Raw genomic sequence first — 22,296 nt, forward strand, 5'->3', positions numbered from 1 at the left:
ACCACCTTTGCCGCTATAGATATAGGGTCATATGAGGTCGGAATGAAGATATTTGAATTATCCTCCAAGTTTGGCATGAGACAGGTTGATTTTGTGAGACATAAAATTGAGCTTGGAAAAGATGCTTATGTGCTCGGTAAAATCGGCTGTGATTTGACGGACAGCCTATGCGAGGTACTGTGTGATTTTACAAAAATTATGAAGGAATATCAGGTGGAGGCTTACCGTGCCTGTGCGACAAGTGCGGTGAGGGAATCAAAAAATATTATTATGCTTCTCGACCAGATACGAATACGAACGGGGCTTGACGTGGAAGTTTTGAGCAATTCAGAGCAGCGTTTTCTCCGCTATAAATCGATTGCTTACCAGATTAATAATTTTGAGAAAATAATTCAGGTGGGTACGGCGATTCTGGACGTAGGAGGCGGAAGCATCCAGTTTTCCCTGTATGACAAGGATAAGTTGATTGTGACTCAGAATATCCGTCTAGGCTCTCTTCGAATCAGAGAAAAGTTGGCGGGGCTTCAAAAGTACACAACAAATATTCCTGCATTGGTGGAGGAGCTGATTGACAGTGATATTTCAAACCTCCATTTCCACTATATTAAAAATTATACAATCAAGAATATTATCGTAATCGGAGATTACATCAATCATATCCAGTCAGACAGCAGCACGTATTTCACGCGCGAGGAATTTATCTCCTCCTGTGATAATGTGTCACACATGTCCACGCAGGAGCTTGCCGTGAAGCTTGGAATCCCGTCTGATGAAGCCGGGCTTTTGCTCGCGTCCTTCATTATCTATAAGAGAATTATTGAGAAGACAAAGGCAGAAAATGTATGGACGCCGGGAGTTAAATTATCCGACGGAATTGCATACGACTATGCAGAAAATAATAAAATAATAAAGGTAAAGCATAATTTTGAATTGGATATTGTTGCAGCTGCCCGTAATATCGGAAAACGCTACATGAACAACAAAGAGCATATTGATATGATGGAGGAGCTGGCGCTCAAAATATTTGACAGCACGATTAAAATCCACGGTATGGGGAACAGAGAACGGCTTTTGCTGCAAATTGCGGTTATTCTCCATGACTGCGGAAAATATATCAGTTTGTCTTCCTTTGCGGAGTGCTCCTACAATATTATTATGGCGACAGAGATTATCGGACTCTCACACTTGGAGCGTGAAATTATAGCAAATGCGGTTAAGTTCAACACGACGGAGTTTGCATATTATGACTCGCTTGCAGGAAAGTTTGATAAGCAAAGCTATCTTGTTTTAGAAAAAATAACGGCGATTATTCGTGTGGCAAACGCACTGGACAGAAGCCACAGGCAGAAATTTAAAAATGTAAAGATTACCTTGAAGGAAAAGGAACTCCTTTTGACGTTGGATACAATGAGTAATATTTTGCTGGAAAAGGGGCTGTTTAAGGAAAAGGCAGAGTTTTTTGAAGAGGTATTCAGTATCAAACCGGTCATTAAGCAAAAGAAAAAATTTGAGTAGCAACGATTGTACAGTATGATTGGAGGAAGAGAGAAATGGACTATTTAGACTTTGGTAATCCTCATTTTTACCAGAACAGGGAATTGAGCTGGATCAGCTTTAATAAAAGAGTGTTGAGCGAAGCAAGGGATAAGAGTATTCCTTTATTTGAGCGGCTTAAATTTTTGAGTATCACGGCTTCTAACCTTGACGAATTTGTGATGATAAGGGTTGCGTCTTTGAAGGATATGGTGCATGCAGGCTATGAAAAGCCTGATATTGCCGGCATGACACCGCAGGAACAGCTAAAAGAAATCAATAAGTCCACACATGAGCTGGTGAGTCTGCAATATTCGACCTACAATCGCTCTCTGATTCCGATGCTCAAGAAAAACGGCATCAAGGTGGTAAAAATGCATGAGATGCTCACGAAGCAGCAGGCAGAGTACGTTGACGAGTATTTCAAAGAAAATGTCTATCCGGTGCTCACGCCGATGGCGGTGGACTCGTCAAGACCATTTCCGCTTATCCGAAACAAAACACTCAATATTGCGGCACTTTTAAGGAAAAAGCAAAAGGATAAGGAGGAACTTGAATTTGCTACGGTTCAGGTACCGTCCCTGCTTCCGAGGCTGGTAAAAATTCCGACCGGCAAAAAGGGTGACTATAGCATTATTATGCTAGAGGAAATCATTGAGCGAAACATGGATAAACTCTTTTTAAATTATGATGTCATATGCGCCCATCCATACCGGATTATGCGAAATGCGGATTTGACCATCGATGAGGATGAGGCTTCCGATTTACTGAAAGAAATCCAAAAGCAGTTAAAGAAGAGGCAGTGGGGCGAAGCAATCCGTCTGGAAATAGAGGAGGAGATTGACAGCAGACTTCTGGCAATTCTTCAGGAGGAGCTTGCAATCAATGAGGATGATATCTACAAGATAAACGGACCTCTCGACTTGACCTTTTTGATGAAAATGTATTCTTTGGAGGGCTACGATCATTTAAAAACTCCGAAATATCAGCCGCAGCCGATAAAGGGAATGACGGCGGAAGAGAGTATTTTTGCCCAGATTAGAAGAGGGGATATTTTACTTCATCACCCATATCAGACATTTGATCCGGTTGTTGATTTTATCAAGACGGCGTCCAGAGATCCACAGGTGCTTGCAATCAAGCAGACCTTGTACCGTGTCAGCGGTAATTCTCCGATTATCGAGGCGCTTGCACAGGCGGCAGAAAATGGAAAGCAAGTGTCTGTTCTAGTTGAGCTGAAGGCGCGATTTGACGAGGAAAACAATATCGTATGGGCGAAGATGCTTGAGAAGGCAGGCTGCCACGTTATTTACGGATTGGTTGGTCTGAAAACGCACAGCAAAATCACGCTTATCGTAAGACGTGAGGAGGACGGTATCCGAAGATACGTGCATTTGGGAACCGGAAATTATAATGATTCCACGGCAAAAATCTATACGGATTTGGGTCTCTTTACTTGCGCGGAGGCAATCGGAGAGGATGCAACGGCGGTTTTCAACATGCTGTCCGGCTATTCAGAGCCGCTTACATGGAACCGGCTTTCCCTCGCTCCAATCTGGCTTCGTGATAAATTTATCAATCTCATACGCAGAGAGACCGAGAATGCACAGGCAGGAAAGAAGGCACACATCATAGCAAAGATGAATTCACTGTGCGATAAAAAGATAATCGAGGAGCTATACCGCGCTTCAGCGGCAGGTGTCAAGATAGAACTGATTGTAAGGGGAATCTGCTCTCTTAAAGTCGGTATAGGCGGCGTAAGTGAAAACATCAGCGTCCGCTCGATTGTTGGAAATTTTCTGGAGCACAGCCGTGTGTTCTATTTCTATAACAACGGAATGGAAGAGATATACATGGGCAGTGCCGACTGGATGCCTCGTAATCTGGATAAACGTGTTGAAATATTGTTCCCGGTTGATGATGAAGGATTAAAGAAGGAAGTTATGAAAATACTTCAAATGCAGCTGAATGACAATGTGAAGGCTCATGTTCTGGAGGAAGACGGAACCTATGAAAAAATTGACAGACGCGGCAAGCAAAAGTTTGATTCACAGGATTATTTTTGCAAGGAAGCTGTCAAACAGTCAAAGGGGAAGGAAGAGAACCGGATCAGCCGCGTTTTCACACCGTCGGAGGGGATTTAGGGAGTTGATGCGGAGTGGAAGTTGCTGCTTTGCAATCCGCTCAGGCGCGAAGTGTGAGCAACGCTCACACTCTATTATCATGAAATATATACCGGTTTGCCGGTTATAGGAAAGTTGGATACAAATGGCGAAAGCTTTATATATATCAGAAAAACCAAGTGTCGCGCAGGAATTTGCAAAGGCACTCAAATTGAAAACAAGAAAAGGGGACGGCTTTCTTGAAGCGGAGGAAGCGGTTGTTACCTGGTGTGTAGGGCATCTGGTCACGATGAGCTATCCGGAGGAGTATGATGAAAAGCTGAAAAAATGGAGCTTGGACACCTTGCCTTTCATCCCCCAGGAATTTAAATACGAAGTGATTGAAAATGTCAAAAAGCAGTTTCGCACCGTGGAAAGCCTGCTTCATCGGGAGGACATTGATACAATCTATGTCTGCACGGACTCCGGACGGGAGGGAGAATATATATACCGTCTTGTTGAGCAGAAAGCAGGGGTAGAGGGAAAGACAAGAAAGAGGGTCTGGATCGATTCCCAGACAGAGGAGGAAATCTTAAAGGGGATTCACACGGCGAAGGATTTGTCAGAGTATGACAATCTGGCTGAAGCCGCCTATTTGAGAGCGAAAGAGGATTACCTGATGGGAATCAATTTTTCACGCCTCCTGTCCTTAAAATACGGAAATTCCATTGCAAATTACTTAAATGAACGTTACTGTGTTATTTCGGTGGGCCGTGTTATGACCTGCGTGCTCGGAATGATTGTCAGACGCGAGAGAGAAATCAGGGAGTTTGTAAAAACGCCCTTTTATCGCGTTATCGGTACCTTTACAAGCGAAGATAAGGAGCTGGAAGCAGAATGGAAGGCGGTTGCCGGTTCCAGATATTTTGAAAGCGCCAAGCTCTATAAGGAAAACGGCTTTAAGGAGATGGACGAAGCCAAGGCTTTGATTGCCTATTTAAGTGAGGATGCTCCCGTGGAAGGGGAGGTTATCGCTGTAGAAAAGAAGAAAGAAAACAAGAATCCGCCTCTTCTTTACAACTTGGCTGAATTGCAGAATGATTGCTCGAAGATGTTTAAGATAAGCCCGGATGAGACCTTGAAAATCGTGCAGGAGCTGTATGAGAAAAAGCTTGTCACCTATCCGAGAACCGATGCGAGAGTGCTTTCCAGCGCTGTTGCAAAGGAAATTTATAAGAATATAAGCGGGCTGAAAAGCTATGAGCATGCGAGCGTATTTGCGGAAGAAATTCTGGCAGCGGGCTCATATAAGGGCATAGCGAGCAGCCGTTATGTCAATGATAAGCAGATAACGGATCATTATGCCATTGTGCCGACAGGACAAGGACTTGCCGCTTTGCGGTCAGTTCCTCCTACTGCAAGTAAGGTATATGAAACAATTGTGAGAAGATTTTTAAGTATTTTTTATCCCCCTGCTGTTTATCAGAAGATTTCTGCCACGGTAAAGGTGAAAGAAGAGTGCTTCTTTGCCAGCTTTAAGGTGCTGTTGGATGAGGGGTATCTGAAGGTGGCGGAAAGCTCCTTTGGCAAGAAGAAGGAGGAGAATACCTCCGACGATGCGCAGGTGGACACTGAGATGCTTGAACTGTTAAAGACACTCAAAAAGGGAAGTAAAATGCCTGTGAAGGAATTTAACATAAAGGAGGGCGAGACATCACCTCCGAAGCGCTACAATTCCGGTTCGATTATCCTTGCGATGGAAAATGCAGGGCAATTGATTGAGGATGAGGAACTGAGGGCGCAGATTAAGGGAAGCGGTATCGGAACGAGTGCGACCCGTGCTGAGATTCTAAAAAAGCTGGTAAACAACAAATATATTGCATTGAATAAAAAAACACAGATATTGACGCCGACGCAGCTTGGAGAGATGATTTTCGATGTGGTAAACAATTCAATACGCTCTCTGCTAAATCCGGAGCTTACGGCAAGCTGGGAAAAGGGGCTTACTTACGTGGCAAACGGCGAGATTACCGCGGAGGAATACATGGAAAAGCTGGAAAAGTTTATTGTAGATAGAACAAACGGAGTGCTTGGGGTAAATAATCAGTATCAGCTAAGAGTTTGTTATGATTACATAGCGCAAAATTATAAGTAGCGTTATACTAAAAATTGAGTGCAAAAAGGGAAAGGCTTGGTGCAAGATATGAAAATGGAATGTTTGGAAATAAAAAAATTATATGACTTAAACGAGACAATTGCAAAAGAGTTGTTTGAGAATGCAACCTATCCTTGGGAGGTACTTCCAAACATCGGAAGTTTTATTGTGAAGCTCGGAAGTACTTTAAGTGAAGAGGAATATGAGAAGAAAGAGGATAATATTTGGATTGCCAAAAGTGCAAAGGTAGCACCGACGGCTTGCATCAACGGACCTGTGATTATCGGTAAAAATGCGGAGGTGAGGCATTGTGCGTTTATCAGAGGAAATGCGATTGTGGGCGAGGGCGCTGTGGTGGGAAATTCGACAGAGCTTAAAAACGTGGTGCTATTTAATCTGGTTCAAGTGCCTCATTACAACTATGTGGGCGATTCTGTTCTGGGCTATAAGGCACATATGGGAGCCGGCTCTATTACATCGAATGTCAAATCTGATAAAACGCCTGTTACCATCGGAGATCGCGGCAAAAAGATAGAAACCGGACTTAAAAAATTCGGTGCAATGCTCGGTGATAACGTAGAAATCGGCTGTAACAGCGTATTGAATCCGGGAACCGTTGTCGGAAGAAACAGCAATGTTTATCCGCTCTCTATGGTAAGGGGATATGTGGCAGAGAAAAGCATTTATAAAAAACACAATGAAGTTGTGGCAAAGCTAGACGAATAAGAAGAAAAGTCTGGCTTTGCATACACGAGCGCGAAAAGAATGTGCAAAGTCACATTCTTTTTTTTCATACAATGTATGATAGCAGTTGACAAATGTTTTTAAGTATATTATTGTATTAATAAAGTAGTACAGTGATGCAGGACCAGAGAAGATAGAGTGGAATACGGAGGGTAAGACGATGCTTCAGATAGTGAATTTAACGAAGAAATACGGAAAGACACTGGCGGTGGAGGATGTGAGTTTTGCGATACCGGATGGGAATGTCGGTATTTTGCTTGGACCAAACGGTGCAGGAAAATCAACGATTATCAAGAGTATTGCAGGTTTGCTGAAATTTGATGGAGTTGTCCATATTCAAGGGATTCCGTCAAGGGAGATAGATGCGAAAAAGGTTTTTGCTTATGTCCCGGAAATGCCGGTAATGTTTGAGGCATTGACCGTAAGAGAGCATCTTGAGTATATTTGCAAGGCATATGATATTTCGGATGAGGAAAATTATTTGGAGACGCTGATGGAGCGTTTTGAACTGACAGATAAGCAGGATAAGCTCGGCAATGAGCTGTCCAAGGGAATGATGCAGAAGGTGAGCATCTGCTGTGCCCTTATGATTAAGCCGAGGGTAATTTTATTTGATGAGCCTATGGTCGGGCTTGATCCGAAGGCAATCAAGGAATTAAAGGAAGTAATTGCAGAGCTAAAGGAAAATAATGTCACAGTTTTAATCAGCACGCATATGCTTGAGATGGTGAAGGATCTGTGGGATGTTATGTTTATTATGAATAAAGGAAAAGTCGTAGGAGAGTACACAAAGAAGGATACAGACAGCAAGGATATCGAGGATATCTTTTTTGAAATTACGGGTGGTGAAGCATAATGAGAGGACTATTTTATCTGCTGGAAAAGACCACAAAAAACAAAATTAAAAAGGCGCTGCGAAAACCGTGGACTTATTTTTGGGTTGTTTTTGCGATTGCTTATATTGTTATGGTTGTAGGTTCCTTTCAGCCGCTTATTACACAGTTTAACCTTGGCAATCCAGAAGGATTTACGCTGGCGGTATCTCTAAGTGTTTTCTTTCTTCTTCCTACCAATATTATTACTTATGCGAAGAGAAAAGGACTTATTTTTAAACAGAGTGAGGTGCATTTTGTATTCCCTTCTCCTGTAAACCCTAAAGCCGTGTTGATTTATGCAAAGACAAAGCAGATTTTACTCTCCTTGCTTATCAATTTGGTCATTGTTTGGGCGGGAGTAGTTTATTTTAAGCTATCGATCCTTCAGATTGTCCTTTATTTTGTTTTGGCATTTATCGTGGAGACGATATTGGAGACAAGTATTACAATTTTGCTGTATGGAAATGAGACTTTGTCGGAAAAGAAAATTCTATTGTTTTGCCGCAGCCTATATTTGATTATCGGTGCTTTGCTTGTCTTTGGAGCATACCTATTTTTTACCTATGAGGCTTCATGGAAGATTATCGGTATGTTTTTAACGCATCCGGTTGTACAGTGCGTGCCGGTTATAGGTTGGAATATTGCCTTTTTAAGACTAATTATGCTTGGACCGACCACACTGAACGTCATATGTACCGTATTGTATCTTATGTCGGCAATTATCCTGTTTATCATGGCATATAAAATGAAATGTCAGGGAGCATATTACGAAGAAGCAATGAAATTTGCCGATGATTATGCGGTAAAGATGGCGAAAAATAAAAAGGGCGAAATGAGTGTACGTTTTAAGAAAATAAATAAAAATGCCACGGTCGTTTACAAAGGAAATTATGCAAAGGCAATTTTTTACCGACAGCTCTTGGAATACAAGAAGAATCGATTTTTTATATTCGGATTGACCTCCGTTATAAATCTAATTGCCGGTATTGCGATTGGTGTATTTGGGTACTATAATTACGAAGAGATTGGTGCGTTTTCTGTCTTTATCATACCGGGTATAAGCGCGTATATCACTTTTATATTCAGCGGCTATGTCACAAAATGGTCGAAGGAGATTGCACATCCGTACACCTTCCTAATTCCGGATACTGCGGCGAGAAAGCTTTGGTATGCGACGGTTATTGAGCATATAAGGGCTGCGGTGGATGGAATTTTGATTACGCTGCCGGCGGCTGTCACCCTGCATTTGAACCCGATTGAAATCCTGCTGACTGTACTTGTATATGTTTGCCTGCAAGCAAATAAGCTGTACTTAAATGTTTTGACAGATGCAATTATGCAGAAATTCTTAGGAAATGTGGGAAAACAGCTATTTCGGGTATTCACAATCGGAATCATTATAAGTATTTGTGCAGTCAGCGCAATTTTTGGAGGGCTTTTCCTCAGTGCTGCGGCAGGATATATGATTATGATTGGCATATCGCTCGCGATTACGGCAGTTTTAGTGTTATTGGCATCGAAAGCTTTTGAAAACATGGAGAGTATTGATTAAAGGATGAGAAGTATGAATTTATTAATAAGGGAAAAAACAGAGAAAACAAATGAGAAAAGCAGCATGATGATAACCGGTTTCCTTGTAGTGGAGCTTCTGTTGTATCTAGGCTTTCTGGCATTGGATTTGGGAGGGAAATCCGTACATATGTCGAATGTGCTGAAATATATCTCAATATGGGGCTGCTTTTGCTTTCTGTTTTGCTCTTACCTGATATGGAAGGACAGAGAAATATTTTTTATGTCTGTTGTCCTCCTATTCACGGTGACAGCAGATACCTTTCTGCTATTTACAAATCGGTTTGAGATTGGTGTATTTTTCTTTATCTTGGTGCAGGTTCTCTACTCACGCAGAATAAAGCGTATGTGCGGGGACGGATGCAGGAAGTATATGGCAGAGGCGTTAGGAGTCGTTTTTTTCTGGAATATCATGATAGTGTTATTAAAGAATGAAAGCTATTTAACACCGGTGATTGCGATTACCGGCTTATACTTTGCTATTTTTACGGGAAATATGCTGAGAATATGGATACAGGCGATAAGGGAAAAGAAAGAGAGAGGAGAAATTCTCGGATTTGTAATAGGACTTACCTTGTTTTATCTCTGTGACATATGTGTGGGACTTAACTATTTGCATACAACAGGAGCTGGCTTGGGAATTTTAAAGGCGATAGCGGCACATGCGTGGATTTTTATGTGGATTTTTTATCTTCCCGCCCAGGTTATTTTGTCCATTCACGGTGTGATTTATGGGAGAGAAGCAGAGTAGGGAAGACAACCCAAAAAAGTGCGCATAACAATTTTCCGGGAGATAAAAGAGGGGAAGCCACAGGGGATACTGTGGCTTCGTTAAGTGGGGGAAACATAGCAGTTTTAAACTGCCTACAAAGAGTATATAAAAATGATAATGGCATAAGGGGGAAGAAACTGTATATCTATTTCTTACATACAGTGTATCACGGGAATGAAATAATAAAATATATCCCGCATAAAGAATAAATAAAATATTGTAAAAAAATATTAGCAAAAATAAATGAATTAGTATCTTCATGAAATCAAGTTAAAGTTGTTTTAAAAACAAAGACAATTTTTTGCAAATTTATATTGCAATGTTTTGGAATATATGATAGAATAACTTTTGTTCGGTTACGAATTATGCGGATGTGTCGGAATGGCAGACGAATCAGACTCAAAATCTGACGGGGGCAACCCCGTGTGGGTTCAAGTCCCACTATCCGCAGTAAGTTAAAAATGTGAGAAGCCTTATATACTAAGGCTTCTCTATTTTTTTGTCAATAGAAGTTCCAAAGTTTGTAGAATGATGCATTTGTCTGTGATACAATCAGTTTATCAAATTTAAATTTTGAAAGGAGTGATTGTGATGAAAGGTTTATGATATCTTGAACATCAAACAATTTATAATTTATGGAGGGAATATGCCAACAATAACTTTTTCAAAATTAACAAATGGGAACTTCAATGCGAACTCTTTAGACGGTTTTATTAGACACCAAGAAGTCAAAGAATGTTGGCGAAAAATTAATAGCGAGTTTGTTTTGATAGTAAATGACTACATTGAAGATTGGAATATAGAAAAATGTAGGGAAATAGCAAAAATAATTGAGAGTGGAATCGATGATATTGGATTTGCATATGGTGCATTTTGTGAAAACAAGATCGTCGGCTATATTTATCTATCTAATCATTTCTTTGGAAGCGACAATCAATACATAGAATTACAGCTGTTTCATATATCAGAGCCATTTCGCAGAAAAGGCATTGGTAAAGAACTTTTTGAACTCGCATGTATGGAGGCAAAAAAAATGGGTGCAAAAAAATTATATATTTCAGCTCATTCATCAAAGGAAAGTCAAAATGCATATCGAAGATTAGGTTGTATTGATGCAATAGAGATAAATAAAGAAATAGCTGAAAATGAACCATTTGATATTCAAATGGAATATCAATTATAATGTTGTGAAACTTGTAAACTGCCTGCTATGCAAATTTTTTCTTCAGAAAAAACGAGCAGTTGATAAGTGGTTACACGTTTGGTTACATTCTTTAGATGCTGGACAACGTTTCAGGATTAAAAAATTGTAAAAAATCTAGCTCGAATCCTCAATTGTAAAATAACTTTCCCGTCTGAAAGGGAAAGTTAGGTACAAATATTTGAAAATAGAATAGAGAAATTCGTGTTACAAAAAGGCAGGGCGCAGTCCCTGCCTTTCGTGATATATTGAACTTAGCCGGTGGAGAAAGGAGACACTATGGCTAAGTTTTTATCTTATGAGGATCGTTTGGAGATTGAAAGTGGACTGAAGGAGGATATGACTTTTACCGAGATAGGCAAGAAGCTAGGGAGGGACAGAACTACTATTACAAAAGAAGTCCGCAACTATGGAGTAGAGCAATGTAGTGGATATTCAGTCTATCCCCATAATGTATGCAAGTATCGAAAAGGATGCAAAAGAAAAAAAGTGTGTGGAACAAATGAATGTAAGCATCCAATGATAACCACATGCAGACAGTGTGAGCGTCTGTGTAACAGGTATTGTGAACAGTTTGAGGAAGAAGTATGTACCAGCAGATTTAAAGCCCCCTATGTATGTAATGGATGCAGTGAAGTGAAGAAGTGTACGCTGACGAAGACAATCTACGACGCATTGGAAGCCCATCGTCAGGCATCTGAGAAGATTGCGGAATCAAGAAGTGGGATTCTTTCCACGGAAGGAGAAATTGCCAGACTGAATGAAATCCTGGTTCCGCTGATCAAACAAGGACAGTCTATACATCAGATTTATTTAAATAATAAGGATGAGCTGATGTGCAGCGAGAAGACTTTATACAATTACATAGATGGAAGTCTGTTTGATGTGAGGAACATTGATCTCCCACGGAAAGTAAAGTATCGTCCACGTTATAAAAAAGCAGAACTGAAGGTAGACAGAGGCTGTCGTGTGGGAAGAAACTATCACGATTATGAGGTGTATATGGAGCAGCATCCTGATACAGCAGTGACCCAGATGGATTCTGTGATAGGAAGCAAAGGTGGAAAGGTTCTGCTCACGGTATTCTTTGTAGAAACATCCTTGATGCTTGCATTCCTAAGAGAGGCCAATACCTCTAAGTCAGTAATCGATATTTATGATGAACTATATCATAGGCTGGGAGGACAGGACTTTCGAAAGTTGTTCCCAATCATTTTGACAGACAACGGAAGTGAATTTTCTAATCCAAAGAGTATAGAGTATGGGCCGGATGAAAAAGGATTTCAAAGAACCAGAATCTATTATTGCAATCCAAGTGCACCCTATCAGAAAGCGGAAATAGAGGTAGGGCATGAATTCATAAGAAGGGTATTGCCAAAGGGAAAAAGCTTTGATGAACTGATGCAGGAGGATATCAATCGGATGATGAATCATATCAATTCCTATAGAAGGAAAAAGCTGAATGGGAAAAGTCCGTATGAAGCATTCTGTTTTTATTATGGAAAAGACCTGGCTGATAAATTAGGATGCCAAGAGGTTGCTGCCAACAGCATCAATCTAACCCCAGGTCTTTTGAAAAAGTAGCAAGATAATCTGAACATGAAACCACCGGATGGAACGAAAAGACAGATACCAGCAGACGTGAATTTCGGAGTACAAAATTTGTAAGCCAAAAGTGACGTCCGGTTTTTGTGCGTCAAAATCATCCTGTTACCAGAGATTATACCATGAAAAGCAATAGAAAAACGGGAAAGTCATAACAATTGTGGAATTTCGGGTTCAAAATTTGAAGGTTACTTTCAAAATGTGAATCTCGTTTACAAAACGGGAAAGTGGAGTTACATTCAACCATCTAGCTCGAATAAAATGCAGTTTTTTATCCATTCACGCTTTTAGATTGTCTATTTATGTTTTTTGACTATTAAAGGTTTCTAAAATATGTTAATTATATACTGTACTTATAGGGCAAATAGGGAATTATTTAATTAAAGAGAGGATTTTAAATTGTGAAAGACAAATCTAAAAACAATCTTATAGTTATTAGAACTATTATAATTGTTATAATACTAAGCTTTATACTAAATATAATTATTGCCACTATAATTTTACATAGCTTCAACAGGGACAGAAGTGAAAGTGCAGAATGGAATATAAGTCCTATATCCTATGAAATAGCTAAAAATGATGTAGAATTAGCGGCATGGTTAGATGAATGTAATAAGTTTGAAAAGGGGGTATATGTTTTAAGAAACAAACAATATAATGATGGTCAATATATAACAAATATCTATATTTATAGAACCGACAATAATTATGCGCGAGTGGGAAGCGGTTTTTCTGTTAACTTCTTAAAAAAAGAAACATTAAGTATAATCTATGGGGATGTTACAGATGATGATCCTGAAGCCTCGGATATTTTGTCCGTTAAGGCAAATTCTAAAAATGGCTATATTGATTTAACTATAATGCGTGATAATGCTAAAGAGACATTTTTACTAAAGGATATTGGTATCGAAGAATAGTAGACTAATAATTAAACCCTGAAAAGAATATATGACTAAGCTGTAGACAATTACTTTATCTTTGAATAAAGTAGTTGTCTATTTTTATTTTATATTATAAACCAAGGAAAACTAATTAATATTTGGAAAGACAAAATGAATATTCTAAAAAACCTTTAAGAAATATAGGCAAGTTGAATTGATTATCTTTTAACCCAACACCTTAAATGTCAGATAAATGATATTTGGTATTTGGGGTGTTCTTCAAAGATTTTTGAAATGCTTAAATATTTTAACAAAAAATATCGACTTAACAGCAAAATACTTATTTGATGAAATCCATATTGGTCCTATGTCAAGATTTAGTACAAGTTAAAATGAGAAAAAATTCCTCACATTAACTTGCTAGAAGCAGGCGGCCATCTTGGCTCTGCTCATATAGTTTTTCAAAGTCATTTGGTGACATATAATCACAGTGACTGTGGATACGTTTTGTATTATAAAATGCCTCTAGATATTCAAATACGAGGCGATAAGCCTGGTCGAAATCGAGGATATGAAATCGGTTCAGCCACTCCCGTTTTATGAGTGCATGAAATGATTCAATACATGCATTATCCCATGGGAAGGCCTTTTTTGAATAACTACGCTTCATATTTTCGGTTGCTTCGTTGTAGGCTTTTGAAACATACTGAGAGCCGCGATCGCTGTGTATAATCAACGGAAGATCTGTTTTGCGACGTGCTTTTGCTTTGGTTATGGCATCAATTACACAAGAAACCTCTAACGTTTCTGAAAGTGTCCATGCAATGATTTTCCTGGAATACAAATCCATAATGCTTGTCAGATAGACAAATCCGTCTACGGTCCAAATATAAGTGATATCGGTGCACCAAACAGCGTTAGGGCGGTCAGGATTGAATTGTTCATCAAGGATATTTTGAAGTTCGTTACTAAAATCAGAATCTTTTGTAGTGATTGTCCATGGTTTTACCCATTGCGCTTTAATTCCCATTTCCTTCATGTAGGTACCAACCGTTCGTTCTGCAATAACTTCTCCCTTTTTTTTGAGCTCTTTGGTGATTTTGGGAGCACCATAGTTTTGTTTGGAGCCATCATAAATCTCTCTTATTTTGGCCTTTATAGTTTTCTTTCGTACGAGTGTATTTGAAGGAGTTTTTCTTAAAAATGCGAAATATCCCGATCGTGAAACGCCTAAGATTCGCAGCACTCTGGAGACAGAAACACGGCGTCCGTTTTTCTTGGAAGCTTCTGTCTTCTCAGATACTTCGAGGTAAATGGCTTGCGTCATTTTCCCAGAATGCCGATGGCTTTTTTTAACACATCAAGTGCATCCTGTGTGTCGCGCAATTCACGCTTAAGACGGGCAATCTCCTTTTCTTCATCCGAAGAGAAATTTCCAGAGCCTCTAGATTCGAGATCACCTGTCTCACGAAATTCTCTTTGCCATCTTGATATAGACTGGTGGCTGATTCCAAGATTGTTGGCACAGCCAATCAAACCAAGCTCCTTGTGGTCATGATAGTACTGGATGCAATCCAATTTAAATTGTTTGTCATAGTTCTTCGGCATAATGAGACCCTCCATGATTCAGTACAAGTATTGTACCATAATTTTTTATATTGGAATTTCTCATTTTGACTTGTACTATTTAAATTCTAACATCATATCATTACATACTGGTTTAACGTAAATAGCATCAACAATCGACCTATTCGACCTAAAAACCAAAAGGCACCGACCATAAAAAAATTCTTCCTATGTTAAGTTTAGAAAAAATAGGAAGGAGGGGTTGGTGTGAGTCTTGTAGATTGGATTAGACTGTTTTGGGCATAACAGGGATGATATCATTTTATTACAAGTAATATTAGCATTGAAATTATGATTCGATATGGTGCATGTAATTGTCTTCTTTGTAAGATGTGGATATAATATCCATATTATACAAGGGAGGAAATGAAAGTGTCAGTACATATCGAGATGATTGGTGTGTTATTACAGGGGATTATCGCATTAATTATTATTGATAAAATATCAAATATTAAACAGAACAGAAACGTATACTTAGCGAAGGTAATATGTCTATGCTTAAATTTAGTAATTTGGTATTTTATAAAAGAAGTGGGGAGTTGGAGATATACAGTAGGAGTAGTTCTGGATATATTGAATTTTAGCTTCTATACCGTTGTATTAAAACGGCAAAGATTTTTGTTTATGTTTGTCTCAGTAATGGCGGCAAATATTTTAAATGCATTTTTTGGAATATTAGTCGCTGTTCTGACGTATATGACTTTAGATATGGAGAAAACTCATCCACTATATCTGGAAGTTGTGCTGTTTGGATATTTTTTTAGGTTTATATTATTATATATAATGGGCTTGCTTGAAAATAAGTTTCACCTAAGCCGCTTATTGGAAAAGGGAAAGATACAAATAATAGTAATTGCCGTAGGAATTTTTATCCAGATTATACGACAGCCTATTTATTTAATTAGTGAATACAGAGAGAATTTATATGTACAAACATCTATTATTGTTTTAATTACAACAGCAGCTTTTGGAATATTATGGTTTACCGATAAATATTTTACAGAGCGGGAGCAAAGGTTATTATGGGAAGATAATGTAAAAATGGCAAAGAGATTACATAAATCAAAAGAAATTCTTCCGATTCTAGACAAGACGTTAGCGAAAATAAAGCTTAATTATAAATCAGAGGAATTGAACGAGCTTTTAAACGAAGTACATCAATTATGCAAGGAACAAATATATGAAAGTAGGAATGAAGAGATGCAATATAAAAGTTTTCCGAGTACTGGCATTCATATATTAGATGAACAAATACAGTTATATGGAAAGGAAGCGGCGGACAAAGGAATTAACTTTGATATTTTTGTCAATATTTCAATGTCTGAGGCTCTAAAGAAACACGACATTTCAAAACTGGATTTTTTACAGCTCATAGGAAACCTTATGAGAAATGCATTCCGTGCCGTGGAAAGAAATCAAGAGAATACAGGCAATATATTGCTGGTTATGGGATGCGTGAATGAAGTGCTGGAGCTGGAAATATATGATAATGGAGATCTGTTCCCGATGTACATTCTTGATGAATTCGGAAAAATAGGAAATACGAACGGCGGAACAGGATATGGAATAGCTGAAATATTAGATATTTTAAAAGATTATAATGCCACCTATAAGCTGACAGAATATGAGGATGATATGAGTTTTTCAAAGGGAATCGGTATTATCTGGAACGAGAAAGACGGAAGGTGGATAGAAAGTTTTAGAGGCAACCAAATTTCAAAGGATAGTATATTAGAGAGTGAGAACTTAGAAGTTGCAGATTCCTCAATCGGGTAATCTATAACTTTTTAATATCAGAGGAAATTGCTTTGCGATTTCCTCTGATATTAAAAACTATTTATGCGCGCGAATGCAATAGGAAACTTTTCCGAGTTTCTTATACACATTCTACCTGACAACTATTTTCCAAACAGCCGCAATTTCATATGAGCAATAAATTCACCATTGCTTGGACGCCCGTTTTTATTATCCACATCATAGGGATAATATTCCCTGAGCCGAAGGAGGGTGGAAGTGCTCCATACCCGCTCAATTGCGGTACGAATTGACTTTTCAATGTTAGAGGGATCAGTATTATATTGTTTAGCCAGTGCGGGGTATATTGTCTTTGATATCTGATAGTGATTATCCTGATTTTCTGATAAAAGTAGAAGTGCAGCGGCAATATACTCTGTCCCCATGTGTTGTGTGCCAAATCCTATGTTCTGGAGCTCCTTTAAAATATTCTGTTTTAGAAGCTCCTTTTCCTCCAGCCCTGCTACTCCCTTTGTTTTATGAAACTTATATACCTTATCAATCACGCTCAATACCTGATTAGGAGAGTAGCTTGAGTTGATTTTCTGAAAAATGAAGTCGATTTTAAGCTCTTTTCGCATATATTGAAGTATTGCATCAGAACAATTATTGGTTGTCACTACCGTAAAAGGCTGCTCAATTGACAGCATTCTCATTTTTTCAGCAAGATGAATTCCATTCCCTTCCTCTAATTCTAAGTCCAAAATAACAACATCGATATTGCCTTTTTCTATTAGCCTTAAGCCCTCTTTTTCACTACCTGTTTCCGCATACAATTCAAAATTCTGATGAAAGTGTATGCATGTCTGGAACTCTTTTCTCCTATCAAGATTATCTTCAATTAACAAGATTTTAAATTTACTATTCATGTTTTTTGGTCCTTTAATACTGATTTTTAATAGTATTATAGCACCAATAGCATTTTTCGTACAACTAAATGTGACAATACGACAATAATCGACTCTAAAAGAGTTGGAAAATGAAAAGAAAGAGCGATTCCAGAGGTAAAAAACAACCTAAATTGAGAAAACATTTGACTTGAGAATTCATCCCCCTGTGCTATAGTGGTCAAAGTTAGATAGAGAAAGAAGAAAGAGAGAACGAAACGATAAGAAATCGGTAAGGAGCTTACTCCGCTTTATATAGTTGTGTATGATTGGGACAAGTTTGTTAACTAATAAGAAAGGAAGGATGTTATAATGGAAAATAAAACAGAATTTTTACCGCTTGGCAGTATTGTAAGATTAAATGGGAGTGTGAAAAAGGTTGTTGTTATTGCCAGAGCAATAGCGACCAAAATTGAAAACGAAGTAAAATATTTTGAATATGGAGGCTGCCTTTATCCGGAAGGATTGTTAGGTGATATGATTTTATATTTTAACAATGAAGATATTCAAAGAGTAGAATATAAAGGATATGCGGATGAAGATGATACGGTTATGATTCAAAATTTAAATGAAAGCATTCAGAAGCTGGGATATAAAAAGGGAACTCCTTTGGAACTGAATAAACAAAAGGAGGCGACTGCTCAGTGATTGAATTAAATACAGTCAGCTTCCAAACAGCGACCAATCAGTTGATGATGGCAGCAAGTAAATTATCCGGTGTTAAGAAACAAAAACCGGAGGACACAGGGAATTCGGAACCGCTGAAGCAGTACATAGAATGTTTTCATGAAATGTAGGAGCTGGTAAAAGAATATTGCAGCCTATTAAAAACAGACAGCGAGAGAATACGAAGTGCAGGAGAGGCTTTGAAATTAGTGGAACAAACACTTCTTATTTCACCGGGATGCTAGAGGGGAGCGGTATGCAGAGAGCAACTACGGAGAGCATCAAAAGCTATATCAACGAAATACACATAAGCCTTCTTGTCGGCATGGCGCAAATGCTTGGAGAGTATAAGAACCGCTTCTATGTCTATGAAATATGTTAATCAATTAACAAAGATATATGAAGAGGTAAGTATAAATATTTATATTCGTTCAGAGTTTGCAGAAATAGGTTTTGCTTTGCCGAGTAGCATATTAAAAAAATATCATTGATTGACTGTTCACTTAATTTTGAAATATTTTCATTCGGTATGGCAATAAATGAAGAAGCTTAAGTGAATTAACACAATTATTAAAATGAAGATAATAATACAAACGTAACAATTTTGTGATATTTTACTTAATGCTTCACAAATGCCCATGTTACAATAGCACTCACCGAGAGGGATTTTGAATACCCCTATGTTCCTCTTAGTACTTCACAAAACTAAATAAATAAAAAACAGTAAATCGGATGCCACTTTAAGTTTCGTTGAAATAGCATCCGATTTTTGCTACTTTAAGTCTGCTAGTTGAAGCAGCAGGGAAAAGCATTGCTGCATTCCTATGTGGAATGTTACCGCTACAAATCCTTGTTGGGAAAGATGTCGAAGGAGGATTTGTAGAACTATGAACCGTTCTTTAAAAAAAGGAACAATGCAGGGGTTTACAGAGACAGAGCTGAATGCAGGGAGAAAGATAAAAAAGTAGACAATAATGAAACCTTAAAAATACAGGAGATTAGTAAGGGGGGGGAAGCAACAGGTACTATATGGGATGATATTTATCCTACGTAACCAAAGATTGACAGAATCGAAATACCCAAATCGTTTAAAATAAAGGCAGAGGGTGAAAAATTTGGGGGCATCCGAATGGCAGGAGAGTATATTACTAGAGGCGGAATGTCACATGAAATGCTGATGAATAGTTAAACTTTTTTGACAAGCTTTCAGGATATGAAAGGAAGCAGTTTTTGATAAACTGCTTTTTTCTTTGAATTATAGAAGACTTACTGAAGACGACTTCTCCAATATAAGCATGGTAGATACAACTGTAATTACGTTACTTCCTACACCGGACAATTGAAAGAGTAAGCAATGATAAGTTTTCTAATGGTAAGAAAATAGTCTCCAGATATCTTTGAGGATTTGGGCTAAGAGGTTTACAGCACATAGAATTTCATGTAGAATATATAAGATATGGCAAAAAGAGGAATAAGGAAGCAAATAGTGGAAGAAGTGGTTTATGTTAAACTACTTCTTTGCTTACTAATATGGAATAGAATTTTAAAGAGGGGAAAATGAGATGACAATAATTGAAGATGCAAAAAAACAACTTGATAATTTGCTAGGGAAGGATGATATATGGAAAGAGGAACAACTTGATATGTATCTGAGATCCGCATTATTTTCGACGGCATGCAAGGAAGAAGAATTTTTAAGATACTTAACACATGCACTGTCTAAGGTAAGATTATCACCAAAGACAGCGAAGGCGTTTGTTGAAGTAATGGAAGAGATAGAGAGAAACGCTAATCTTTCAATGGGTGGTTCAAAAGCAAGGCTGATAGGGGATATAAAAAAACAGTGTAAAAATCCTTATTACAGAAATATAGCAATTGGAAAATCAATACAGGAAAAAGCTAAAATGCCTACGCAGCCTGAACATTATAAGCAACCTGAAAAACCAAAACAATACGAAAAGCCAAAGAAGAAAAATTCGATACCGGTTTTATTGATAGTTCTGTCAAGTGTTTTTGTTTTGGTTGTGATAGCGTTTATAGTGGGGGGGGTGAGATATGTTTATAATGATGCTTACAGTGTAAGCAGTGGACAGGTTTCGCTAAAAATCACAGAAGATGAAGCAAGGCAGATAGCGGTTGCCTATATGAATGAAAAGTATCCGAATTCCTATTATAATGTAAAAGACACCTATGCCAGCGAATATGGCGAATATGAATACAGTGAATATGAGGAAGTTGAAAACAGAATACTCGGATATAATGTTTATATGGGTGATAGCAATGATACAAAGGTTACGGTGGTAAGCGGAACAAGAGAGGCAGAGGATGCCATCTGTTTTGATGATTTGCAGGCAAATGAAATCGGGCTGGCATTGCAGGAAGAAATACTGGCAAGGCTGAACAAGGAAGAAGGGATGAGCTATCTCTCTACCGATAACAATAGTTTTATTTCGATTTTTCTTTCAAAAGTGGTTTATCATACGAATTATGAAGGTGATTTAAAGGATTTCTTTGATAAGGAGGCAGAATTCAGAAATAATATACGGATAAAAACAAACGATGGGACAGAGGAAGTAATAAAAAATCTGAACCGAAAAAATATAAACGGCAGTTGTGTTTTTTATTTTCCTGATGCAGAGGTAACTACGGTAACGCAACGTTTGAATAATCAGGTAAGCAGCACAACAGACGCGGTTGCTTCCGCATTGGAGAGTGTGGCAAGTGACTATCAAATTCAAATTGTGGGAACAAACCTGACTTACGATTTTTATCAAGCTCTCGCAATAAGAGCAGACGATCAAACGCAGTCTTATAATAAAACGGACTCTTACACTAAAATATCGAGCTGGTTAAGCGAGGGAGAAAGTTCATATATTAGCCCTTACTCAGCAAACCCGCCAATTATATCTCCGATGGTGGTAGACTGGTTCATAAGCGAAACTTATATTTTGGATAGAGATGCTTATTATGGCGGAATATATCATACGAATGCGGCTTCTATTTCGGATGGGATTTATGTGATGAAAAAAAATATTCAGATTGAAGAAAATGAAAAGCAGTTAAGTGCCGAAAATGTTGGAAAATTGCAAATGAAAGAAATGTCAGATGGAATGGAAAATTATTTGGAAGAAATAAACATTTCCACAGAAAATACGGTAAGTTTTCAAATAAATTCATATGAAGAAGATTATGATGGGAGTAATTATATTTTAGCAATTGACAAAGAAAAGTTTGGTATTGGAGACAGCGGCTGCTATGTTGCCATTGAAACACCAGAAACAAGCTATTCAGATGCCGAGTATGAGCTTTTTAGTACGGAAGCATATGATGAGAACCGTCAGACAGGATTTAGCGCTGCCGGGGAAGGAGAAGGATATATATTTATCGAATATAGAACTACATATAAAGACGAGCCTTCGCCTATTATTACATTAATTCGAGAATAACTTTTACAAAATTATTTAAAAAATATACATTTTAGTGTATAGTAGTTATGATATCTATATTTAAGTAATAAAAGTAGTGAGGCTCAATATGGAGTGTAAGGAAGCACAAGGATTAATAACAAAATACATATCAGGAAATATTAACGATAAAGAACTGGAACAGGTTTTAGAGCATGTTGGAGGCTGCAAGGAATGCTATGAGGAGCTGGAAATTAATTATACTATTTTTACGGCTCTTATGCAGCTCGAAGATACGCCGCAGGATTTTGACGAGTATGACATGAATTCCATGTTTTTAAAGGAATTAAATACGTCTAAGAAGTACATTCTAAGGAAGAGAACCTACAGACATATCAGAAATATCATTTACATGGTATTAGGGGCTGCCGCAATTCTTGCGGCAATCATACAACTATGGCTTTGGCTTTAAAAATAGGAGG

At 38.2% G+C, this 22,296-nt stretch carries 19 protein-coding genes and 1 tRNA gene; 17 read left to right on the plus strand and 3 right to left on the minus strand.

Going from position 1 to position 22,296, the window contains the following annotated elements; genetic code table 11:
• Positions 1–42 precede the first annotated feature (42 nt).
• From CTY48_RS07560 to CTY48_RS07610, 11 genes are all read left to right on the plus strand, one after another.
• On the plus strand, positions 43–1,515 hold the full coding sequence (locus CTY48_RS07560; RefSeq protein WP_236354810.1) for a Ppx/GppA phosphatase family protein: 1,473 nt from the start codon (positions 43–45) through the stop codon (positions 1,513–1,515).
• Positions 1,516–1,550: 35 nt separating this feature from the next.
• On the plus strand, positions 1,551–3,677 hold the full coding sequence (locus tag CTY48_RS07565; RefSeq protein WP_099467906.1) for an RNA degradosome polyphosphate kinase: 2,127 nt from the start codon (positions 1,551–1,553) through the stop codon (positions 3,675–3,677).
• A gap of 124 nt (positions 3,678–3,801) precedes the next feature.
• Positions 3,802–5,790: a DNA topoisomerase gene (locus CTY48_RS07570; RefSeq protein WP_099467907.1), complete on the plus strand. Its 1,989-nt coding sequence runs from the start codon at positions 3,802–3,804 to the stop codon at positions 5,788–5,790.
• A gap of 54 nt (positions 5,791–5,844) precedes the next feature.
• Positions 5,845–6,516, plus strand: a complete 672-nt coding sequence (locus tag CTY48_RS07575) for an acyltransferase (RefSeq protein ID WP_099470100.1) — start codon at positions 5,845–5,847, stop codon at positions 6,514–6,516.
• Between the two features lie 178 nt (positions 6,517–6,694).
• A complete protein-coding gene (locus CTY48_RS07580) occupies positions 6,695–7,390 on the plus strand; it encodes an ABC transporter ATP-binding protein (protein ID WP_099467908.1) in 696 nt (231 codons plus the stop codon).
• Entirely contained in the window at positions 7,390–8,961 is a 1,572-nt protein-coding gene (locus tag CTY48_RS07585) for a putative ABC exporter domain-containing protein (protein ID WP_099467909.1), read from the plus strand. Before CTY48_RS07580 ends, CTY48_RS07585 begins: the two co-directional genes overlap by 1 nt.
• A 12-nt stretch (positions 8,962–8,973) precedes the next feature.
• Entirely contained in the window at positions 8,974–9,729 is a 756-nt protein-coding gene (locus CTY48_RS07590; protein ID WP_099467910.1) for a hypothetical protein, read from the plus strand.
• Between the two features lie 388 nt (positions 9,730–10,117).
• Positions 10,118–10,200 (plus strand) — tRNA-Leu (locus CTY48_RS07595).
• Between the two features lie 196 nt (positions 10,201–10,396).
• Positions 10,397–10,933: a GNAT family N-acetyltransferase gene (locus CTY48_RS07600; RefSeq protein ID WP_099467911.1), complete on the plus strand. Its 537-nt coding sequence runs from the start codon at positions 10,397–10,399 to the stop codon at positions 10,931–10,933.
• A 297-nt stretch (positions 10,934–11,230) separates the two neighbouring features.
• Positions 11,231–12,535: an IS30 family transposase gene (locus CTY48_RS07605; RefSeq protein ID WP_099466476.1), complete on the plus strand. Its 1,305-nt coding sequence runs from the start codon at positions 11,231–11,233 to the stop codon at positions 12,533–12,535.
• Between the two features lie 422 nt (positions 12,536–12,957).
• The gene (locus CTY48_RS07610) at positions 12,958–13,473 is read left to right on the plus strand and encodes a hypothetical protein (RefSeq protein ID WP_099467912.1); all 516 of its coding nucleotides are present in this window, start codon (positions 12,958–12,960) and stop codon (positions 13,471–13,473) included.
• A gap of 376 nt (positions 13,474–13,849) precedes the next feature.
• Here CTY48_RS07610 and CTY48_RS07615 read toward each other — a convergent pair whose 3' ends face one another.
• Together CTY48_RS07615 and CTY48_RS07620 are read right to left on the minus strand one after the other, a co-directional pair.
• On the minus strand, positions 13,850–14,764 hold the full coding sequence (locus CTY48_RS07615) for an IS3 family transposase (RefSeq protein WP_099466477.1): 915 nt from the start codon (positions 14,762–14,764) through the stop codon (positions 13,850–13,852).
• Positions 14,761–15,045 (minus strand): transposase, encoded by a 285-nt coding sequence (locus tag CTY48_RS07620; protein ID WP_099466478.1) that lies wholly within the window; start codon positions 15,043–15,045, stop codon positions 14,761–14,763. Before CTY48_RS07620 ends, CTY48_RS07615 begins: the two co-directional genes overlap by 4 nt.
• A gap of 390 nt (positions 15,046–15,435) precedes the next feature.
• On the opposite strand from CTY48_RS07620, the gene CTY48_RS07625 reads away from it, so the two are divergent.
• On the plus strand, positions 15,436–16,839 hold the full coding sequence (locus tag CTY48_RS07625) for a GHKL domain-containing protein (protein WP_099467913.1): 1,404 nt from the start codon (positions 15,436–15,438) through the stop codon (positions 16,837–16,839).
• A gap of 122 nt (positions 16,840–16,961) precedes the next feature.
• Here CTY48_RS07625 and CTY48_RS07630 read toward each other — a convergent pair whose 3' ends face one another.
• Entirely contained in the window at positions 16,962–17,726 is a 765-nt protein-coding gene (locus CTY48_RS07630) for a sporulation initiation factor Spo0A C-terminal domain-containing protein (protein WP_099467914.1), read from the minus strand.
• Positions 17,727–18,056: 330 nt separating this feature from the next.
• On the opposite strand from CTY48_RS07630, the gene CTY48_RS07635 reads away from it, so the two are divergent.
• The 5 genes from CTY48_RS07635 (at position 18,057) to CTY48_RS07650 (ending at position 22,286) form a co-directional block, all read left to right on the plus strand.
• Positions 18,057–18,392, plus strand: coding sequence for a DUF4176 domain-containing protein (locus tag CTY48_RS07635; RefSeq protein WP_099467915.1), 336 nt, complete (start codon positions 18,057–18,059; stop codon positions 18,390–18,392).
• Positions 18,389–18,541 carry a hypothetical protein gene (locus tag CTY48_RS19660; RefSeq protein ID WP_180272680.1) on the plus strand — a complete coding sequence of 51 codons (153 nt, stop codon included), beginning with the start codon at positions 18,389–18,391 and terminating at the stop codon, positions 18,539–18,541. The genes CTY48_RS07635 and CTY48_RS19660 overlap by 4 nt, the downstream gene beginning before the upstream one ends.
• A gap of 125 nt (positions 18,542–18,666) precedes the next feature.
• Positions 18,667–18,792: a hypothetical protein gene (locus CTY48_RS19965; protein ID WP_268876713.1), complete on the plus strand. Its 126-nt coding sequence runs from the start codon at positions 18,667–18,669 to the stop codon at positions 18,790–18,792.
• A 1,180-nt stretch (positions 18,793–19,972) separates the two neighbouring features.
• Positions 19,973–21,856: a hypothetical protein gene (locus tag CTY48_RS07645; protein WP_099467917.1), complete on the plus strand. Its 1,884-nt coding sequence runs from the start codon at positions 19,973–19,975 to the stop codon at positions 21,854–21,856.
• 88 nt (positions 21,857–21,944) lie between these two features.
• Positions 21,945–22,286, plus strand: a complete 342-nt coding sequence (locus tag CTY48_RS07650; RefSeq protein ID WP_099467918.1) for a zf-HC2 domain-containing protein — start codon at positions 21,945–21,947, stop codon at positions 22,284–22,286.
• Positions 22,287–22,296 lie beyond the last annotated feature (10 nt).

This window comes from Konateibacter massiliensis (assembly GCF_900184995.1).
GTDB lineage: Bacteria > Bacillota > Clostridia > Lachnospirales > Lachnospiraceae > Lachnotalea > Lachnotalea massiliensis.